Source organism: Oceanisphaera profunda (genome assembly GCF_002157895.1).
GTDB classification, from domain to species: Bacteria; Pseudomonadota; Gammaproteobacteria; order Enterobacterales; family Aeromonadaceae; genus Oceanimonas; species Oceanimonas profunda.
The window spans coordinates 1,372,375-1,390,933 of sequence record NZ_CP021377.1 but is presented as its reverse complement, the minus strand read 5'-3'; the positions used below and the strand labels follow the sequence as shown (position 1 = coordinate 1,390,933).

At 49.0% G+C, this 18,559-nt stretch carries 14 protein-coding genes and 5 tRNA genes; 16 read left to right on the top strand and 3 right to left on the bottom strand.

All coding sequences use genetic code 11. The features are described from left to right. Nucleotides 1-35: 35 nt before the first annotated feature. Nucleotides 36-1,070, top strand: a complete 1,035-nt coding sequence (murB, locus tag CBP31_RS06020) for a UDP-N-acetylmuramate dehydrogenase (protein ID WP_087035443.1) — start codon at nt 36-38, stop codon at nt 1,068-1,070. Between the two features lie 5 nt (nt 1,071-1,075). Further along, nucleotides 1,076-2,113: a bifunctional biotin--[acetyl-CoA-carboxylase] ligase/biotin operon repressor BirA gene (gene birA / locus CBP31_RS06015; protein WP_087038639.1), complete on the top strand. Its 1,038-nt coding sequence runs from the start codon at nt 1,076-1,078 to the stop codon at nt 2,111-2,113. Between the two features lie 67 nt (nt 2,114-2,180). On the opposite strand, the gene coaA is transcribed toward birA, so the two are convergent. Beyond that, entirely contained in the window at nt 2,181-3,122 is a 942-nt protein-coding gene (gene coaA, locus CBP31_RS06010) for a type I pantothenate kinase (protein ID WP_087035441.1), read from the bottom strand. Between the two features lie 297 nt (nt 3,123-3,419). Between coaA and CBP31_RS06005 the strand changes: the two genes are divergently transcribed. The 14 genes from CBP31_RS06005 (at nt 3,420) to CBP31_RS05940 (ending at nt 17,564) form a co-directional block, all read left to right on the top strand. Then, nucleotides 3,420-3,495: transfer RNA gene (locus tag CBP31_RS06005), tRNA-Thr, on the top strand. A gap of 7 nt (nt 3,496-3,502) precedes the next feature. Next, nucleotides 3,503-3,587: transfer RNA gene (locus CBP31_RS06000), tRNA-Tyr, on the top strand. Between the two features lie 79 nt (nt 3,588-3,666). Then, nucleotides 3,667-3,741 (top strand) — tRNA-Gly (locus CBP31_RS05995). A gap of 3 nt (nt 3,742-3,744) precedes the next feature. Beyond that, nucleotides 3,745-3,820 (top strand) — tRNA-Thr (locus CBP31_RS05990). A 316-nt stretch (nt 3,821-4,136) separates the two neighbouring features. Beyond that, a tRNA-Trp gene (locus CBP31_RS05985) sits at nt 4,137-4,213 on the top strand. 64 nt (nt 4,214-4,277) lie between these two features. Then, nucleotides 4,278-4,649 carry a preprotein translocase subunit SecE gene (secE, locus tag CBP31_RS05980; RefSeq protein WP_087035439.1) on the top strand — a complete coding sequence of 124 codons (372 nt, stop codon included), beginning with the start codon at nt 4,278-4,280 and terminating at the stop codon, nt 4,647-4,649. 9 nt (nt 4,650-4,658) lie between these two features. Beyond that, nucleotides 4,659-5,207, top strand: a complete 549-nt coding sequence (gene nusG, locus CBP31_RS05975) for a transcription termination/antitermination protein NusG (protein ID WP_087035437.1) — start codon at nt 4,659-4,661, stop codon at nt 5,205-5,207. A gap of 127 nt (nt 5,208-5,334) precedes the next feature. Next, on the top strand, nt 5,335-5,763 hold the full coding sequence (gene rplK, locus CBP31_RS05970; protein ID WP_087035435.1) for a 50S ribosomal protein L11: 429 nt from the start codon (nt 5,335-5,337) through the stop codon (nt 5,761-5,763). A 4-nt stretch (nt 5,764-5,767) separates the two neighbouring features. Then, nucleotides 5,768-6,469, top strand: a complete 702-nt coding sequence (rplA, locus tag CBP31_RS05965) for a 50S ribosomal protein L1 (protein ID WP_087035433.1) — start codon at nt 5,768-5,770, stop codon at nt 6,467-6,469. Nucleotides 6,470-6,707: 238 nt separating this feature from the next. After that, nucleotides 6,708-7,214, top strand: coding sequence for a 50S ribosomal protein L10 (gene rplJ / locus CBP31_RS05960; RefSeq protein WP_087035431.1), 507 nt, complete (start codon nt 6,708-6,710; stop codon nt 7,212-7,214). A gap of 54 nt (nt 7,215-7,268) precedes the next feature. Continuing rightward, a complete protein-coding gene (gene rplL, locus CBP31_RS05955) occupies nt 7,269-7,631 on the top strand; it encodes a 50S ribosomal protein L7/L12 (protein WP_087035429.1) in 363 nt (120 codons plus the stop codon). A gap of 221 nt (nt 7,632-7,852) precedes the next feature. Continuing rightward, a complete protein-coding gene (gene rpoB, locus CBP31_RS05950; RefSeq protein WP_151898788.1) occupies nt 7,853-11,881 on the top strand; it encodes a DNA-directed RNA polymerase subunit beta in 4,029 nt (1,342 codons plus the stop codon). A gap of 82 nt (nt 11,882-11,963) precedes the next feature. Then, nucleotides 11,964-16,163 (top strand): DNA-directed RNA polymerase subunit beta', encoded by a 4,200-nt coding sequence (gene rpoC, locus CBP31_RS05945; protein ID WP_087035425.1) that lies wholly within the window; start codon nt 11,964-11,966, stop codon nt 16,161-16,163. A gap of 540 nt (nt 16,164-16,703) precedes the next feature. Further along, nucleotides 16,704-17,564: a DNA-methyltransferase gene (locus tag CBP31_RS05940; RefSeq protein ID WP_087035423.1), complete on the top strand. Its 861-nt coding sequence runs from the start codon at nt 16,704-16,706 to the stop codon at nt 17,562-17,564. A gap of 2 nt (nt 17,565-17,566) precedes the next feature. On the opposite strand, the gene CBP31_RS05935 is transcribed toward CBP31_RS05940, so the two are convergent. Next, nucleotides 17,567-18,313, bottom strand: a complete 747-nt coding sequence (locus CBP31_RS05935) for a ScaI family restriction endonuclease (RefSeq protein ID WP_087035421.1) — start codon at nt 18,311-18,313, stop codon at nt 17,567-17,569. After that, entirely contained in the window at nt 18,314-18,529 is a 216-nt protein-coding gene (locus tag CBP31_RS05930) for a helix-turn-helix domain-containing protein (RefSeq protein ID WP_087035419.1), read from the bottom strand. Between the last annotated feature and the right edge of the window lie 30 nt (nt 18,530-18,559).

The window sequence follows — 18,559 nt, the reverse complement described above, 5'->3', positions numbered from 1 at the left end:
TACACTGAGCCGGCATTTATTTAGGAATCCTCATCATGCAAGTTACCTCGGCTGCTCTCGCCCCCTATAACACTTTTGGTCTTAACCACACTGCCGAACAATTGGTAGAGCTAACGGCACGCGAACAGCTGCAACGCGTATGGCAAGCCTATCGGCAAACGCCGTTATTATTAGTCGGTGAAGGCTCTAACCTGTTGTTTACCGCCCCCTTTAGCGGACTGGTTCTGGTTAATCGACTGAAAGGCATCGCAGTGACCGAGACTGAAGATGCTTGGTTGGTGGCGGTGGAGGGCGGAGAAAACTGGCATCAATTGGTGTGCCTGTGCTTAGCACAGAATATGCCTGGGCTGGAAAATTTAGCCCTGATCCCCGGCACTGTGGGGGCATCGCCGGTGCAAAATATCGGTGCTTATGGAGTGGAGCTGGCGCAATTTTGTCAGCAAGTTGAAAGCTTCGACTGGCAAAGCGGCGAGTATAAAACCTGGTCTAATGAGGAGTGCGCCTTTGGTTATCGCGATAGCGTGTTTAAGCATGAGGCCAGACAGCACTTAATCGTTAGCGTGACCTTTCGTTTACCTAAAGCTTGGCAGCCAGTGCTCGGTTATGGCCCGCTGGCCGAATTAGGTGAAGCCGCCACACCGGCGCAAATTTTTGAAAAAGTGTGCGCTACTCGCCAAGCCAAATTGCCTGATCCTGTGGTGCTCGGCAATGCGGGCAGTTTCTTTAAAAACCCCAAAGTGGTCACGGCACAAGCAGAAGCGCTTAAATTAGCGTGGCCTAAGTTGCCTGTATTTGCCGCCGAGCCGGGAGTTAGCAAGCTGGCCGCTGGTTGGCTGATTGAACAAGCGGGCTTAAAAGGCGTGAAAGTAGGGGGTGCCGGTGTGCATACCCAACAAGCCTTAGTGCTGGTTAATCTGGGCGGAGCCACGGCGGAAGATGTATTGCGTTTGGCGGCCTTGGTGCGCGAGCGCGTAGAGCAGATGTTTGGTGTGCGCCTAGATCCCGAAGTGCGCATGATAGGAGCGGCGGGTGAAACCTATTTGGATGAGGCGCTGGCGTGTCTGAGCTAAACTCTATGCCTAAACAAGAGCCTAAATCTGAACCTAAACAAGAGCTAAGCCCGTTGCGCGAGGCTTTGCTTACCTTATTGGCTGATGGACAGTTTCACTCTGGCGAGCAATTAGGTGAGCAGCTAGCGGTCAGTCGTGCTGCGGTCAGTAAACATGTGCAAGCCATTAAGGCGCTGGGGCTAGAAGTGTACAGCGTGAGTGGTAAGGGCTATCGCTTGGCGGTGCCCTTGCAGTTATTGGATCAGCATCGGTTAAGTCGTGAGCTGGCGCCGCAGCGGGTGGAGCTTATCCCGGTGATTGGCTCGACCAATCAGCATTGGTTGGCACAGCTTAATCAGCTTAATAACGGTGATATCTGTGTGGCTGAGTGCCAAACGGCGGGTCGAGGGCGACGCGGTCGCAATTGGGTTTCGCCTTTTGGTGGCCAGCTAATCATGAGCATGTATTGGCGACTCGAGCAGGGCATGGCGGCGGCCATGGGCTTGAGTCTAGTGGTGGGCATAGCGGTGGTGGAATCATTAGAGGCTCAAGGCTTTAGTGGCGTACAACTTAAATGGCCCAATGATTTATATGTGAATGGCCGCAAGCTGGCCGGCATCTTAGTAGAAATGTCCGGCACCGCCGGTGGGCCTTGTCAATTGGTGGTTGGTTTGGGCTTAAATTTACTCTTGCCGAGTAGCGAACAAGCACGCATCAATCAGCCTTTTGCTGAATTAGCCGAGTTAGGGGAAATTAACGATCGTAACGGCTTAGTGATAGCCCTTAGTCAGCACCTGCAGCATTGTTTAAGCATTTTTGAAGCCCACGGTATTCGTGCTTTTCGCGAGCAATGGAATCAGCTGGACTATTTTAACGGCAAGCCGGTGCGCATATTGATGGGTGAGCAAGTGATTCAGGGCACAGCTCGCGGCATAGATGAGCAAGGCGCACTGTTGTTGGAATTAGCCGACGGCAAAATCAAGCGCTTCTTAGGCGGCGAAGTGTCGCTGCGCGGGGAAGATACAGCGCCGAGCGCCGAGCGCCGAGCGCCCAGCTCGACATAATACTCAACACGGCAAAACAAAGACGGCGTTTTTACTGGGCGCTGGGAGCTGGGCGCTTCTTTCAGAGTTACTTCTTCAGCCACACCTGCTCTATGCCGTGGTCTTGGCCTTTGGTGAGGATCAGCTCGGCGCGGTCTTTAGTTGGCAAGATATTTTGCCTGAGGTTTTGGTAGTTAATATCTTGCCAAATACGACTGGCGGTGGCTATCGCTTGCGCTTCTGTTAAATGGGCGTAGTGATGGAAGTAGGAGTCAGGGTCAGAAAAGGCGCCGTCGCGTAACGTTAAGAAACGCTCCACATACCAAGTTCTCAGCAATTGTTCATCCGCATCGACAAACACCGAGAAATCCACGAAGTCTGACACAAATACCCGATGCGGCTCATGAGGGTAGTCCATGCCGCTTTGCAACACGTTTAAGCCCTCGATGATTACTATGTCCGCCTGCTCCACCACTTCTTCAGCGTCCGGTATAATGTCGTAACTTAAGTGCGAATACAGCGGTGCCGTGACCCTAGGCTTGCCGGACTTAATATCAGACACAAACTGCACTAAGCGGCGAATATCATAAGACTCAGGAAATCCTTTCTTATGCATTAAGCCGCGCGCTGCTAGCTCCGCATTCGGATACAGAAAACCATCCGTGGTGACCAAAGCGACCTTGGGGTGCTGCGGCCAGCGTTCTAATAACGCAGCCAGAATGCGGGCAGTGGTGCTTTTACCCACAGCTACCGAACCGGCGATGCTGATAATATAGGGCAGATGACGAGGCTCTTTTCTCAAAAACTGATCCAATACCTTACTGCGCCTTTGCTTGGCCTTAATGTAGAGATTGAGCAAGCGTGACAGCGGCAAATAGATATCCCTGACTTCATCCAGTGATACTTTGTCATTAATACCACGTAGCCGCGTTAGCTCAGCTTCGCTTAACGGCTGGTGCACAGTATCGCGCAGCTCTGACCAAGCTTCGCGAGAAAAGTCGAGATAAGGGGAGTCGTTGTCTATTGTCATAAGGGTTTGGTCATAAGTATGGGGTTATGAGGCCGTGCTGTGGGTCGCTTAGCGACGATACACCAAGGTTTAAGCGTCGACAAGCCAGCCGCAGCTCAACTGAGCTTAAGCATGGGCTTGCAGCAAAAAAAATAACTGAGCAGATTTTAGGCGCAAGGGGCATCTACGGCGGCAAAATGAGGTAAAAAGCGGTCTTGTTGTTTATTTATTGCGCACTTAGGTCGGTTGAGGCAAAAAGTTAGCATTCAACGCTTGCATAACGGCATGCCCATGGCCTAGTATTCGCCTCGTTCTAGTGCCGGCATAGCTCAGTTGGTAGAGCAACTGACTTGTAATCAGTAGGTCCCGAGTTCGACTCTTGGTGCCGGCACCATAACATTGGAGGGGTTCCCGAGTGGCTAAAGGGATCAGACTGTAAATCTGACGGCTCAGCCTTCACTGGTTCGAATCCAGTCCCCTCCACCATCTTTTAGATATCGCACGCTGCGCTATCTCATTTAACTCAACTCTGACGTATTCGAGTAAAGTTAAATAACTCTGTTTTGCGGGCATCGTATAATGGCTATTACCTCAGCCTTCCAAGCTGATGATGCGGGTTCGATTCCCGCTGCCCGCTCCAGTTGCTGATATAGCTCAGTTGGTAGAGCGCACCCTTGGTAAGGGTGAGGTCCCCAGTTCGAATCCGGGTATCAGCACCATCTTTGTTTTATCCCACGCACTTTCCACTATTTAGCACACTCAACTTGCAGTGTGATTTTTCGATCCTGTCATTCACGCCATACGCCTCTTCGGAGGGGTTAGCCGTCTTCCTGGCGACAGTCAGGATCTTGTTTTAGGAGTTAAACATAAAGAGCGAGATCCTGAAGCAAGTTCAGGAAGACGGCCAAGAGCGGTGTTTGCTTTAGCTCGGCGCTGTCCTTTCGCCTCACCCATCACGTTTACCTGAAAAATCAGCAGATAATTACGCTTACAATCCCAGCCGAAAGCCCTTATAATGCGGCCCTTATTGTGTATAGGGGCGTAGTTCCAATTGGTAGAACGGCGGTCTCCAAAACCGACGGCTGGGGGTTCGAATCCCTCCGCCCCTGCCATATACCTCGCCGATAGCGGGGTCTTCGCGTCCGTAATGGACTCAAGTTTTAGACAGGTAGCCTTATGAGTGCAAATATTGAGAGCCAAAGCGGGGCCAAAGATTCCCTGTTATGGGGACTAGTGTTTATTATTTTGGTAGCAACCGTGGTGGCTAACTCTCTTTATAGCGAGCTGTCGGTGGCCATTCGTGCCGCGGCCGTTGTCGTCGCCTTAGGCGTGGCTGGATTATTGGCCTACCAAACCCACAAAGGTAAGACTACGGTCGCCTTTGCTAAAGAATCTCGTCTGGAAATGCGCAAAGTGGTGTGGCCTAACCGCCAAGAAGCGATCCAAACTACCCTGATTGTACTGGCTGTCACTGCTGTGGTCGGCCTGTTTCTATTTATGCTGGATGGCTTGCTGGTATGGCTGGTCAATCTGGTCACCGGAGTATAAGGATTAACCATGTCTGAACCAGAACAAAGAATGCGTTGGTACGTGATCCAAGCGTTTTCCGGATACGAAGGCCGCGTTCAGAAATCGCTGATCGAGCATATCCGGCTGAATGAGATGGAAGAGCAGTTTGGCGAAATTTTAGTGCCAACTGAAGAAGTGGTCGAAATGCGCGCGGGTCAAAAGCGTAAGAGCGAGCGCAAATTCTTCCCCGGCTACGTGCTAGTACAAATGCAGATGAACGATGCCAGCTGGCACCTAGTGCGCAGCATTCCCCGCGTAATGGGCTTTATCGGTGGTACGCCTGAGCGTCCGGCACCTATTTCTGATAAAGAAGCAGATTTGATCTTGAATCGTCTGCAAGATGCGATTGATAAGCCGAAACCAAAAACCCTGTTTGAACCGGGTGAACTGGTGCGCGTATCTGAAGGTCCGTTCGCCGACTTTAACGGCGTGGTGGAGTCGGTCGATTATGAGAAGAGCCGCATTAAGGTGTCGGTCATGATCTTCGGTCGTTCTACCCCCGTTGAGCTGGAGTTTGGTCAGGTTGAAAAGTCCTGATTAAAGTTTGCTCATAGAACTTGCGAGTGGCGGTAAAAAGAACTAGAATTTGCCGCCCTTTTAATACAGGGGAGCCGATTACAAGCACAGCTTGACGGCGCTATCACCCAATAACGAGGTAATCTCAATGGCTAAGAAAGTCCAAGCCTACATCAAGCTGCAAGTTGCAGCCGGTGCAGCAAACCCAAGTCCTCCGGTTGGTCCAGCTCTGGGTCAGCACGGCGTTAACATCATGGAATTCTGTAAGGCGTTTAACGCTCGTACAGAAAGCCTAGAGAAAGGCTCGCCAATCCCAGTAATCATTACTGTGTACAGCGACCGTTCTTTCACCTTCGAAACCAAGACTCCGCCTGCGGCGTTCTTGTTGCTGAAGGCAGCTGGCGTTAAGTCTGGTTCTGCTAAGCCTAACTCTGAGAAAGTGGGTACTGTTACTCGCGCTCAGTTAGAAGAAATTGCAGCAATCAAAGAAAAAGACATGACCGGTGCCGATGTTGATGCCCGCGTTCTTACAATCGAAGGTACTGCTCGGTCCATGGGCCTGGCAGTGGAGGGTTAAGACGATGGCTAAATTAACTAAGCGCATGCGTGTTATTCGTGACCGTATTGAAAGCACTAAAAATTACGAAATCAATGAAGCCGTTGCTTTGTTACAAGAATTGGCCACTGCCAAGTTTGTAGAAAGCGTAGACGTTGCTGTTAACTTGGGCATCGACGCTCGTAAATCTGACCAAAACGTACGTGGCGCAACTGTGCTGCCAAACGGTACTGGTCGTGATGTACGCGTTGCAGTATTTGCTCAAGGCGCTAACGCTGAAGCCGCTAAAGAAGCCGGCGCTGAATTGGTTGGCATGGAAGATCTTGCCGAGCAAATCAAGAAAGGTGAAATGAACTTTGACGTCGTTATCGCATCTCCTGATGCCATGCGCGTTGTAGGTCAGTTAGGCCAAATCTTGGGCCCACGCGGTCTGATGCCTAACCCTAAAGTAGGTACCGTTACTCCTAACGTTGCTGAAGCTGTTAAGAATGCTAAAGCTGGTCAGGTTCGTTATCGTAACGACAAGAACGGTATCATCCACACCACTATTGGTAAGGTTGATTTCACCGTTGAGAACCTGAAAGGCAACTTGGAAGCCCTGTTGGTAGCACTGAAGCGTGCTAAGCCTGCAACTTCTAAAGGTATCTTTATCAAGAAAGTAACCCTGTCCACCACTATGGGTGCCGGCGTTACTGTTGATCAAGCAAGCCTAGACGAAAAGAAATAAGCATTTACAAAGCGCATCAACTCACGTAGTATTTTGCGCCTTGTGATTTGGTTGGGGGCTTCGACTCCCGTCCAAGACCGCTGGAGACGTTATCGTCTTAATGATCCAGCGTAGATGGTGCCGGGACCCAGTTAGAAAATATTTTTTCTTCTGGAATCTGTCATCTTGGTGTCTCTGTTTTAACAGAGGCGTGTGTTTAATCTGGGTTTTATCCCAGGTGGATCCAGGAGTTTAGCCAATGGCATTAAGACTCGAAGACAAAAAGGCAATAGTTGCTGAAGTCAACGAAGCTGCCAAGGGCGCCCTGTCTGCAGTAGTAGCCGATGCACGTGGCGTTACTGTAGCTGCCATGACCAAACTGCGCCAGCAAGCGCGTGACAACGGAGTTTACCTTAAGGTAGTTCGTAACACGTTAGCTCGCATCGCAGTTAAAGAGACCAACTATGAGTGCCTCAATGAGGTTTTCGTTGGTCCTACCCTGATTGCGTTTTCCAACGAACACCCGGGCGCTGCTGCTCGTTTGTTCAAGGACTTTGCTAAAGAGCAAGCCGCATTCGAGGTGAAAGGTCTGGCATACGAGGGTGCTTTTATCCCCGCAGCCGATATTGACCGTCTCGCAAAACTGCCGACGTACAACGAAGCAATTGCACAGCTGATGGCGACTATGAAAGAAGCTTCTGCTGGCAAGCTGGTACGTACTATCGCAGCTCTGCGCGACCAAAAACAAGCCGCCGACGCAGCATAAGCTGTTGTTTGTTGTTTGAAACCCAAATACTTCAGAACATTAGGAATTTGAGTCATGTCTATCACTAAAGACCAAATCATTGAAGCCGTTGCAGAAATGTCTGTAATGCAAGTTGTTGAACTGATCGAAGCAATGGAAGAAAAATTCGGCGTTTCTGCTGCTGCTGCTGTTGCCTCTGCTGGCGAAGCTGCTGTTGTTGAAGAGCAGACTGAATTCGACGTTATGTTGACTGCAGTTGGCCCGAACAAAGTATCTGTAATCAAAGCAGTACGTTCTGCTACCGGTCTTGGCCTGAAAGAAGCCAAGGGTCTGGTTGAAGCCGCTCCATGTGCAGTTAAAGAAGCACTGAGCAAAGGCGAAGCTGAGACGTTGAAGAAAGAGCTCGAAGAAGCAGGTGCTTCTGTTGATCTTAAATAAGCTAAATTTTAGCTTAGCGGCCTAAGCAATTAGGCTAGGGCTGGTGAATATTATTCACCGGCCCTTTTGCGCTGTAGGATGAGAGGAATTTTCACATCGTTTGTGCCTCTTGTAGTACCAGCCATCGGATGTTGTCGAGACGTCCGTGTCGAAAAAACGATGTTATTTAGAGCTGTCCCATTTGGACAGATGGGTCACTTATCAGCGAGCTGAGGAACCCTATGGTTTACTCTTACACAGAGAAAAAGCGCATTCGTAAGGACTTTGGTAAACGTGACCAGGTCTTGGACACGCCTTACCTGCTATCAATCCAGCTTGATTCCTTCAAACAGTTTATTGAAGCAGATCCGCGCGGCGAACACGGTTTGGAAGCGGCTTTTCGTAGCGTCTTCCCCATCGCCAGCTATTCTGGCAATGCTGAATTGCAATATGTCAGTTTCCGTTTGGGCGAGCCCGTCTTTGACGTTAAAGAATGTCAAATCCGTGGTGTAACTTATTCGGCGCCCTTGCGCGTTAAATTGCGCATGGTGCTGTACGACAGAGAAGCCGCACCTGGCACTGTCAAAGACATTAAAGAGCAAGAAGTCTACATGGGCGAAATCCCGCTCATGACTGTAAACGGTACCTTCGTTATCAATGGTACCGAGCGGGTAATAGTCTCCCAGCTGCATCGCAGCCCGGGTGTGTTTTTCGATCACGACCGTGGCAAAACTCACTCTTCCGGTAAAGTTTTGTATAACGCGCGTGTGATCCCTTACCGTGGTTCCTGGCTCGATTTTGAGTTTGATGCGAAAGACAACCTGTTTGTCCGTATCGACCGTCGTCGCAAGCTACCCGCGTCCATCATGTTACGTGCCCTTGAGTTCACCACAGAAGAAATTCTGGAAATGTTCTTCGAGACTACCACTTTTGAAGTGGCGAACGGCAAGTTAATGATGGAACTTAAGCCTGAGCGTCTGCGTGGCGAAACCGCCTCGTTCGACATTCTGGTTGAAGGTGAAGTTCTGGTTGAAATTGGCCGTCGTATTACTGCGCGCCATATTCGTCAACTGGAAAAAGCTGGCATCGAAAAAATCGAAGTACCGGTGGAATATGCCGTCGGTAAAGTGGTTGCTAAAGACTATGTTAACGTCGACACCGGCGAACTGGTTATTGGCGCCAACAGCGAGCTAACACTAGAAGTGTTGGCCAACTTGTCTGTGGCTGGCATTAAGCAGTTTGAGACCCTGTTCACTAACGAACTGGATCACGGCGCTTACATGTCTGACACCTTGCGTATCGACTCTTCCACCAACCGCGTAGAAGCGCTGGTCGAAGTGTATCGCATGATGCGCCCAGGCGAGCCGCCAACCCGCGATGCTGCTGACACCTTGTTTGAGAACTTATTCTTCTCAGAAGACCGCTATGACCTCTCCACCGTGGGCCGGATGAAATTTAACCGTCGTCTGTTCCGTGATGAGATTGATGGTCCGGGTACTCTGACTAAGTCAGATATCGTTGACGTGATGAAGCGCTTGATCGACATCCGTAACGGTAATGACGAAGTGGACGATATCGACCACTTGGGTAACCGTCGTATTCGCTCTGTGGGCGAAATGGCAGAAAACCAGTTCCGTGTTGGTTTAGTGCGCGTTGAGCGTGCGGTGCGTGAGCGTCTATCATTAGGCGATCTTGACACCCTGATGCCACAAGACTTGATCAACGCCAAGCCGATTTCGGCAGCGGTGAAAGAGTTCTTTGGCTCCAGCCAATTGTCCCAGTTTATGGACCAAAACAACCCGCTATCAGAAGTGACGCACAAGCGTCGTATTTCTGCATTAGGCCCAGGTGGTTTGACCCGTGAACGTGCTGGCTTTGAAGTTCGAGATGTACACACCACCCACTACGGTCGTTTGTGTCCTATCGAAACGCCAGAAGGACCAAACATCGGTCTGATCAACTCATTGGCTTGCTACTCGCGCACTAACGAATACGGTTTCCTTGAGACCCCGTATCGTAAAGTGGTCGATGGCCAAATTACCGACGATGTAGACTATTTGTCTGCCATCGAGGAAGGTCACTTCGTGATCGCTCAGGCTAACGCCGCTTCTGATGACGACAACCGTCTGACTGAAGAGCTGGTTGCGTCCCGTCATAAAGGTGAAGCCACCTATATGAACGCGGATCAGGTGCAGTACATGGACGTGAGTCCACAACAGGTAGTTTCTGTTGCGGCGTCCTTGATACCCTTCCTTGAGCACGATGATGCTAACCGAGCCTTGATGGGTTCGAACATGCAACGTCAAGCCGTACCAACACTGCGCGTCGATAAGCCGCTAGTGGGTACCGGTATTGAGCGTGCAGTAGCCGTCGACTCCGGTGTAACCGTAGTAGCCAAGCGTGGCGGTATCGTCGATTACGCCGATGCTTCACGCATAGTAGTAAAAGTTAACGAAGAAGAGATGCTGCCTGGCGAAGCCGGTATCGACATCTATAACCTGACCAAGTACACCCGTTCTAACCAGAACACCTGTATCAACCAGCGTCCTTGTGTGATGCCGGGTGAGCGGGTACTGGGCGGCGACGTATTGGCCGACGGTCCTTCAACTGACTTGGGCGAACTCGCCTTGGGTCAGAACCTGCGCGTGGCCTTTATGGCATGGAACGGGTTTAACTTCGAAGATTCCATCTTGCTGAATGAGCGTCTGGTAGAGCATGACCGCCTGACCACCATTCATATTCAGGAACTGACTTGTATCTCTCGTGATACCAAGTTGGGCCCAGAAGAAATCACCGCCGATATCCCGAACGTGGGTGAATCTGCGCTGAGCAAGCTTGATGAGTCCGGTATCGTGTACGTGGGTGCAGAAATGCGTCCCGGCGATATCTTAGTTGGTAAAGTAACCCCTAAGGGTGAAAGCCAGCTAACGCCAGAAGAGAAGCTGCTGCGAGCCATCTTCGGTGAAAAAGCCTCCGACGTTAAAGACTCGTCTTTGCGTGTACCTAACTCAGTGTTTGGTACGGTAATAGACGTACAAGTCTTTACCCGTGATGGCATCGAAAAAGACAAGCGTGCCCAAGACATTGAGCACATGCAGTTGAAGCAGGCCAAGAAAGACTTAACTGAAGAGTTCAGCATCCTCGAAGACGGCGTTTACGCCCGTGCTCGTAATGTCTTGATAGCTTCTGGTATGTCTGCTGAGCAAGTGTCTAAAATTGCCCGTAACCAGTTACTGGAACAGTCAATTGATGACGAAGCCAAGCAAATTGAGCTTGAGCAACTTGCCGAGCAACAAGCTGAGCTGAAAGCTGATTTCGATAAGATGTTCGAAAACAAACGTCGCAAGATCACCCAAGGTGATGATCTGGCGCCGGGCGTGCTGAAAATCGTTAAGGTGTACTTGGCGGTGAAACGTCAAATTCAGCCTGGCGATAAGATGGCCGGCCGTCACGGTAACAAGGGTGTGGTTTCTATCATTGTTCCGGTTGAAGACATGCCGCATGACGAGCATGGCGTACCGGTAGACATGGTATTGAACCCACTGGGTGTACCGTCGCGGATGAACATCGGTCAGATCCTCGAGACGCACTTAGGCTTAGCGGCCAAGGGCATCGGCGAGAAGATTGACCGTATGCTCAAAGAGCAGCAAGCGATTGCTCGTCTGCGCGAATTCATTCAGGAAGTTTACGACCTGGGTGATGGCATCCGTCAGAAAGTAGACCTGTCTACCTTCACCGATGCCGAAGTGCAGACGCTGGCCAATAACTTGCGCCACGGCATGCCAATGGCAACGCCGGCGTTTGATGGTGCCGATGAGCACGAAATTAAGCGCATGCTGCTGCTGGCCGATCTGCCAGAATCTGGTCAGATCACGCTGTATGACGGTCGTACTGGTACTGCTTTCGAGCGTGCCGTGACCGTGGGCTATATGTACATGCTGAAGTTGAACCACTTGGTGGACGACAAGATGCACGCCCGTTCTACTGGTTCTTACAGTCTGGTAACGCAACAGCCGCTGGGTGGTAAAGCTCAGTTTGGTGGTCAGCGTTTCGGTGAGATGGAAGTGTGGGCACTGGAAGCATACGGTGCCGCCTATACCTTGCAAGAAATGTTGACGGTCAAGTCGGATGACGTTAACGGTCGTACTAAGATGTATAAAAACATCGTCGATGGTGATCACCGCATGGAGCCGGGCATGCCCGAGTCTTTCAACGTACTGTTGAAAGAAATTCGCTCTCTCGGTATCAACATCGAGCTGGACGAAAGTTAAGGCTAGACTGCCGAAGAAATAACGGTGCCCTCTTTTTTAGAAAAATGGGGGCACCTGGTAGAACTCCTCACAGGAGACTAATGTGAAAGACTTACTTAAGTTTTTGAAAGCGCAGAATAAGACAGAAGAGTTTGACGGGATCAAAATCGGTCTGGCATCCCCAGACATGATCCGCTCTTGGTCTTTTGGCGAAGTCAAAAAGCCTGAGACCATCAACTACCGTACCTTCAAACCGGAGCGTGACGGTCTTTTCTGTGCCCGGATTTTTGGTCCGGTCAAGGACTATGAGTGTCTGTGTGGTAAGTACAAGCGCCTCAAGCATCGCGGTGTGATCTGCGAAAAATGCGGCGTTGAAGTTACCCAGACCAAAGTGCGCCGTGAGCGCATGGGCCACATTGAGCTGGCCAGTCCGGTTGCTCACATCTGGTTCTTGAAGTCCCTGCCAAGCCGTATCGGTTTGTTGCTGGACATGACACTGCGTGATATCGAGCGCGTGCTGTACTTCGAATCCTTCGTGGTTATCGAAGCCGGCATGACCAGCTTAGAGCGTGGTCAAATGCTGTCAGAAGAGCAGTATTTAGACGCGTTAGAAGAGTGGGGCGACGAATTTGACGCCAAGATGGGTGCCGAAGCGGTACTGTCTTTGCTGCGCGCTATTGATCTCGGTGCCGAGATTGAAGTAATGCGTGAAGAGCTGGGTCAAACCAACTCTGAAACCAAGCGTAAGAAAATTACCAAGCGTTTCAAACTGATGGAAGCTTTCCATGGCTCAGGCAACAAGCCAGAGTGGATGGTGCTAACCGTATTACCAGTATTGCCACCGGATTTGCGTCCTTTGGTACCGCTGGACGGTGGTCGCTTTGCGACTTCTGATCTGAACGATTTATATCGTCGCGTGATCAACCGTAACAACCGTTTGAAGCGTTTATTAGACTTAGCGGCACCCGATATTATCGTGCGTAACGAAAAGCGTATGCTGCAGGAATCTGTGGATGCGTTGCTCGATAACGGCCGTCGCGGTCGTGCCATCACCGGTTCTAACAAGCGTCCTCTTAAGTCCTTGGCAGATATGATCAAGGGTAAGCAGGGTCGTTTCCGTCAGAACTTGCTCGGTAAGCGTGTTGACTACTCCGGTCGTTCGGTAATCGTAGTGGGCCCGACTTTGCGTCTGCACCAGTGCGGTCTGCCGAAGAAAATGGCACTCGAGCTGTTCAAGCCGTTCATCTATGGCAAGTTGGAAGCGCGTGGCTTAGCCACGACTATCAAAGCGGCCAAGAAGATGGTTGAGCGCGAAGAGGCGGTGGTTTGGGACGTATTGGATGACGTAATTCGTGAACATCCAGTATTACTGAACCGTGCACCTACCTTGCACCGTTTGGGTATCCAGGCCTTTGAGCCAGTGTTGATCGAAGGTAAAGCGATTCAGTTGCACCCATTAGTGTGTGCGGCCTATAACGCCGACTTCGACGGTGACCAAATGGCGGTCCACGTACCGCTGACCATAGAAGCACAGCTTGAAGCTCGTGCACTTATGATGTCGACCAACAACATACTGTCTCCTGCTAACGGCGAGCCGATCATCGTTCCTTCACAGGACGTAGTACTGGGTCTGTATTACATGACCCGTGACAAGATCAACGCCAAAGGCGAAGGCATGATTTTGACCAGCGCCAAAGAAGCGGAAAAGGTTTATCGCGGTGGCCATGCTGAACTGCATGCCAAAGTGAAAATCCGCATCACCGACTCTGAGCGTATGGAAGACGGCACTGAAGTGGAAACCACGGCTATCCGTGAGACCACTATTGGTCGTGCCATCTTGAGCTTGGTGGTGCCTAAAGGCTTGCCTTTTAGCATGATCGACCAAGCCATGGGCAAGAAGCAGATCTCTAAGCTGATGAACGCTTGTTATCGTCGTTTGGGCCTGAAAGAGTCTGTAATCTTTGCTGACCAATTGATGTATACCGGTTTCCAGTACGCCACTTTGTCTGGCGTGTCTGTGGGTATCAACGACTTGGTTATTCCTGATGCGAAAAAATACATCATCGAAGAAGCCGAAGCCGAAGTATCTGAAATCCAGGAGCAGTTCCAGTCTGGTTTGGTTACCGCGGGCGAGCGTTACAACAAAGTTATCGATATTTGGGCCAGCGCCAACGAGCGTGTGTCTAAAGCGATGATGGAAAACTTGTCGAAAGACAAGGTGATCGACCGTGACGGTAACGAAGTGCTGCAAGACTCGTTCAACAGCATTTACATGATGGCCGACTCCGGCGCTCGTGGTAGTGCCGCTCAGATCCGTCAGTTGGCGGGTATGCGTGGTCTGATGGCGAAACCAGATGGTTCCATCATCGAAACGCCAATCATCGCCAACTTCCGTGAAGGTTTGAACGTACTTCAGTACTTTAACTCCACGCACGGTGCCCGTAAGGGTCTGGCAGATACCGCATTGAAGACGGCTAACTCCGGTTACCTGACTCGTCGTCTAGTAGACGTGGCGCAAGACTTGGTGATCACCACCGACGACTGTGGCACCTTCGACGGTCTGTGGATCACTTCACTGATCGAAGGCGGCGATGTGGTTGAGCAGTTGCGTGACCGCGTATTGGGCCGAGTAGTGGTCGAAGACGTGATCCGCCCGGGTACCGAGAATGAAATCTTGGTGGCTCGTAACACCCTGCTCGATGAGAAGTGGTGTGATGAGATTGAAGAGAGCTCGGTAGACCGCATTAAAGTACGCTCCGTTATTACTTGTGATAACGATCATGGCGTATGTGCTCATTGTTACGGCCGTGACTTGGCCCGTGGCCACTTGGTTAACCAAGGCGAAGCAGTGGGCGTTATCGCCGCTCAGTCTATCGGTGAGCCGGGTACCCAGTTAACGATGCGTACCTTCCACATCGGTGGTGCAGCATCACGAGCGGCAGCAGAAAACAGTATCCAGGTGAAAAACCCAGGTACCTTGAAGCTGGTTAACGCAAAGTTTGTGACTAATAACGACGGTAAGACGGTCATCGTGTCTCGTTCTTCTGAACTGACCATTATCGATGAATTGGGTCAAACCCGTGAAAACCACAAACTGCCTTACGGTGCTTTGTTGGAAAAAGCGGACGGCGAGCAGGTTCAACTTGGCCAGTTAGTGGCCACGTGGGACCCGCACACCCACCCAATCGTTACCGAAGTGGCAGGTCATGTTAAGTTTATCGACATGATTGATGGCGTGACCATCAGCCGTCAAACCGATGAACTGACCGGTCTGTCCAGCATTGTAGTCATGGATGTGAACGAACGTCCGGCTTCAGGTAAAGAGCTGCGTCCGACAGTTAAGCTGATTGATGATCACAACAACGATGTGATTATCCCCGGCACCGACTTGTCTGCGCTGTACTTCTTACCAGGCCGTTCGATTGTCAGCCTAGAAGATGGTGCCGTGGTAAACGTGGGTGACGCGGTTGCGCGTATTCCACAGGAATCCAGTGGTACGAAAGATATCACCGGTGGTCTACCACGGGTTGCTGACTTGTTTGAAGCGCGTCTACCGAAAGAGCCGGCTATCTTGGCGGAAATTTCGGGCACCATCGCATTCGGTAAAGAGACCAAAGGCAAGCGCCGCTTGGTGATCACGCCGTTAGATGGTGGCGAACCGTTTGAGGAGATGATCCACAAATGGCGTCACGTGAACGTGTTCGAAGGTGAGAAGGTCGAAAAAGGCGAAGTCTTGGCCGATGGTCCAGAATCCGCACACGATATCTTGCGTCTGCGTGGCATTAGCCCCGTCGCCAACTATATCGTGAACGAAGTGCAAGAGGTTTACCGCTTGCAGGGCGTTAAGATCAACGATAAACACATTGAAACTATCGTGCGTCAGATGCTGCGTCGTGCCGAAATAATGAACTCGGGCGATTCCGATTTCATTAACGGTGAGCAAGCAGAAGTGGTACGTATTCGTCAGGCTAACCGTGCGCTGATTGCGGCGAACAAGCAGCCAGTAGAATACCGTCATGTATTGATGGGTATCACTAAGGCTTCTTTGAGCACTGAATCTTTCATCTCGGCGGCGTCCTTCCAGGAAACCACTCGAGTACTGACGGAAGCTGCAGTGTCCGGCAAAGTAGATAACTTGCGCGGTCTGAAAGAGAACGTGATTGTAGGCCGACTGGTACCTGCGGGTACGGGGTTTGCCTACCATCAGGCACGCAATGCCAAGCGTAATCCAGATCAAGCAGTGCCTGTATCGGCTGATGAAGTCGAACAGAATCTCGCTAATTTGTTGAACGCGACCAAATAAGTAACAAGCAACGAATCTCGACTCGCTGATAACAAAGGCCCCCGCAAGGGGGCCTTTTTTTATTCTTGATTTTGGTCGAGGCCGCTTTAGCTGGCCGATGGCGCCTAGCGCCACAGAAGCTATCAAATCACACCTGACTCAAAAAGGCATACCGAAAAAATGCCCGTTTAAAATTAATATGGTCTGTGGTTTCACTGCCAGAAGTTTTATACTCTCCTGATTCCTTATGAACATCAGCCATTATGCAGTCATGTTTTGCTTTTTGTAGCTGCTAACTTGTTCGGCAGGCTAGCTTTACTGGCAGTTTTTAAATAAAAACACCAAACCGGGACGAGGTAATCTTTGTTGAAGAGACGGGAACATCCACGTAATTAATTGATGATGAGTTCAATGGGTTATGGCTGAACTTTGTGGGTAATTAGGTATACTTAGACTAGGCGGTTCAGTAAAAGTCAATCATTTAATTTAAATATTTTTTTGCGTTTATGTTTTTTTTTTAATACAATGCAAATCATCTTATTTGTAAGAAAGAAAGATATTATGAGTTTGGAACGGTTTAATCTTATTAAAGATATTCTTGGAACACCAAATTTTGAACGTGACGGTGTAGCAATATATAAAATGGATTGTCTAGAAGGTATGGAAAAAATACCTGAACAATTAATAGATTTAACTATAACTTCACCTCCATATAATATTGGTAAAGAGTACGAAGAGTTTTCTGAGCTGGATAGTTATATAGATTGGTGCGAAAGTTGGATTGCACAAATACATCGAATTACAGTGGCAGATGGAACGTTTTGGCTAAATATGGGCTATCTTGAAGTAAAGGAAAAAGGGCTTGCAGTTCCTATTCCTTATTTACTTTGGAATAAAACCCCGTTTTATTTTTTACAAGAAGTTGTTTGGAATTACGCTGCAGGTGTAGCCTGCAGAAAGCGTTTCTCCCCACGTAATGAAAAGTTACTTTGGTATGTAAAGAATTCCAAGTCATATACTTTCAATTTGGACTCCGTTAGAGATCCCGATGTTAAATATCCTAACCAGAAAAAAAACGGAAAGCTAAGATGTAATCCTTTAGGAAAAAACCCCTCCGATGTTTGGCAAATAACGAAGGTAACCTCTGGTAAAAATAGGTCATCGGCAGAAAGAACTCCGCATCCGGCACAGTTCCCACTCGCCTTAGTTGAAAGAATGTTAAAGTCATCGAGTAATGAAAATGATATTGTTTTAGATCCTTTTATGGGCTCTGGCAGTACAGCTGAATGCGCATTAAGAAATGGGCGTTATGTCATTGGTTTTGAATTGAAAGAAGAATATATAGGATATGCTAAACAAAGAATAGATAGCTACCTTGAAGATAAAGAACTATCTTCAAGGCAGAGTGTATTAACACTTTAGTTCTAGAATGCAGTCAAATAATTTTGTTGTGCTAATTTGGTGTTTAAAATTATTCTATCGGAACCTTTATAAAATTTGAGCTCATGAAAATTACGTACACCATGGCTATGAAAGTGTTGTGCTGTTTTAGGTCCTATGCCAGGCAATAATTGGATAGGGCTTTCTTTAATATAGTCACCTTTTATTATTATTAGCTTGTGGTCGTATACTTCGGGCTTCAATACCGCTGCCTGTCCTGTTTGAGACCCTTGAGGTATCCAGTCAGCTTGATCTATCCAGCCAATTCTTAATAAAGTCATTGTTTGGCCGTGAAAATTTAATGTTATATAAAACCCAGACTTGTTTTTCCCACTCTCTCTTGATGACTCTGATGTTTGGTTATAACTTCTATTTCCAAATAGAGCGTACCCTAACTGACCGGATGCTTTCATTTCTGTAGAGTAGTCAGGTTTCTTTATGTTAACTAAGTCTTTGTCATTTTTATGTTTTTCGCCTTGCCATTCATTTGGGTATCTTCGAGAAAGTTCATGTGAAAATAGTTTCTGAAAAAAATAACCTACAACAGTGGCAGGTAATTCTACTTCATTAATTTTTATTTCACCTCCGACAACAGAGCTCCAAAGTCTAGACCATGATAGATTTGCTATTTCTAATATCTCTGTTAAAGGAACTGGATATTTTTCTATTAAGCTTGCAGTGATACTGCTCCAATTTGAAATTGGTTGATTTGTATATGGTGAAAGTTCCACTCATTTTATTCCTTTTAGTAACTCTTCTGGAGTAACGCCTAAAGCACTAGCAAGGTGAACGATATTTTCTAAACTAATATTTCTTTCACCTCTCTCAACAGAGCCAATATAGGTTCTATGAAGAGATGACTTTTCGGCTAGTGCTTCCTGTGAAATTCCTATTTTTTGGCGAAATAGTTTTACGTTTTTGCCAAACTGTTTTTTTATTTCATTCATATATAGATGAGACCACCCCCTCCCCGCTCC